The 1,475-nt window shown below is 69.9% G+C and carries 2 protein-coding genes; both read right to left on the bottom strand.

All coding sequences use genetic code 11. From position 1 onward, the window contains the following. Positions 1–554, bottom strand: a 554-nt coding sequence (locus HLH35_RS19635; protein ID WP_182980736.1) for an ABC transporter permease subunit, incomplete at its 3' end; no start/stop codon positions are given. A 28-nt stretch (positions 555–582) separates the two neighbouring features. Next, a partial coding sequence (pstC, locus tag HLH35_RS19640; protein WP_182980735.1) for a phosphate ABC transporter permease subunit PstC occupies positions 583–1,475 on the bottom strand: 893 nt, incomplete at its 5' end.

Consider the following 1,475-nt stretch of genomic DNA (forward strand, 5'->3'; position numbering starts at 1 on the left):
GCCGCCTCGCGCATCGTCAGCGGCACCAGCCGCAGCATGTCCTCCGTCGTCCGCACCACCACCGGCACGAACAGCACCGCCAGCGCAATCCCCCCCGACAGCCCCGAGAAATGCCCGAACGGCATCACCAGCAGCATATACACGAACAGCCCGACCAGGATCGACGGCGCCGACAGCATCATGTCCGACACGAAGCGCACCACGTCCACTACCCGCCCGTCGCGCGCATATTCCGACAGGTAGATCCCCGTCAGCAGCCCCACCGGCGTGCCGATCGCCGCCGCAAAGCCGGTCTGCACCAGACTGCCCATGATCGCGTTGGCCAGCCCGCCATCGCTCCCCGGCGGCGCCATCGTGTGCACCAGCGTGCCCCACGACAGGCCCGGCAGCCCCCGCACCAGCAGCGTCAGCAGGATCGACCCCAGCGCCAGCAGCACGATCACCGTCGCCGCGATGCTCAGCCCCGTCGCCACCCGGTCCACCAGCCGCCGCCGCAGCGCCAGCCCGCCGGGGCGGTTCCAGCCCGCCCCCACCGTGGCCGCACCGGCCTCCATCACCGCGGTCCCTGCTCCATCCACCATCTCAGGCCCCTCCACGGCGCAGCAGCAGCCGCGAACAGGCCAGCGTCAGGAACGAGATCACCATCAGGATGAACCCCAGCGCCAGCAGCGACGCCAGCTTCAGGCTCCCCGCCGGGCTCTCGGGAAATTCCAGCGCGATCAGCGAGGCGATCGTGTTCCCCGGCGAAAACAGCGACCAGCCGATCCGGTTGGTGTTGCCGATCACGAACGTCACCGCCATCGTCTCGCCCAGCGCGCGCCCCATCCCCAGCATGATCCCGCCGATCAGCGCCGGCCGCGACCAGGGCAGCGTCACGCTGCGCATCACCTCCCACCGCGTCGCCCCCAGCCCATAGGCACTCTCGCGGATCTGCGCCGGCATCGCCACGAACACGTCGCGCATCACCGCGCACACGAACGGCGTCACCATCACCGCCAGTACCAGCCCCGCCGTCAGCAGCCCGGTCCCGTAGGGCGGCCCCTGGAACAGCGTGCCGATCCCCGGCAGATGCCCCAGATGCCGCCGCGCCCAAGGCTGCACATAATGCGCCATCACCGGCACGATCACGAAGAAGCCCCACATCCCGAAGATGATCGACGGCACCGCCGCCAGAAGCTGCACCGCCATCCCGATCGGCCCCGCCACCACCGCAGGCGCCATCTCCACCAGCCAGAACGCAATGCCGAACGCCAGCGGCACCGCGAACACCAGCGCCAGCAGCGTCGTCACCACCGAGCCGAACACCGGCGCCGCCGCCCCGAAATGCTGCGACACCGGGTTCCACACCGTGCTCCACACAAAGCCCGGACCAAACGCCGACCACGCCGAAAGCCCGCCCCACGCCAGAACCGCAATCAACCCACCCAGCAGGCCAAGGATCAGCCACCCGGACAGACGCACCAGGCCCGCAAACA

Origin of the sequence: Gluconacetobacter asukensis (genome assembly GCF_014174375.1) — a bacterium.
In the GTDB taxonomy this organism is placed as follows: domain Bacteria; phylum Pseudomonadota; class Alphaproteobacteria; order Acetobacterales; family Acetobacteraceae; genus Gluconacetobacter; species Gluconacetobacter asukensis.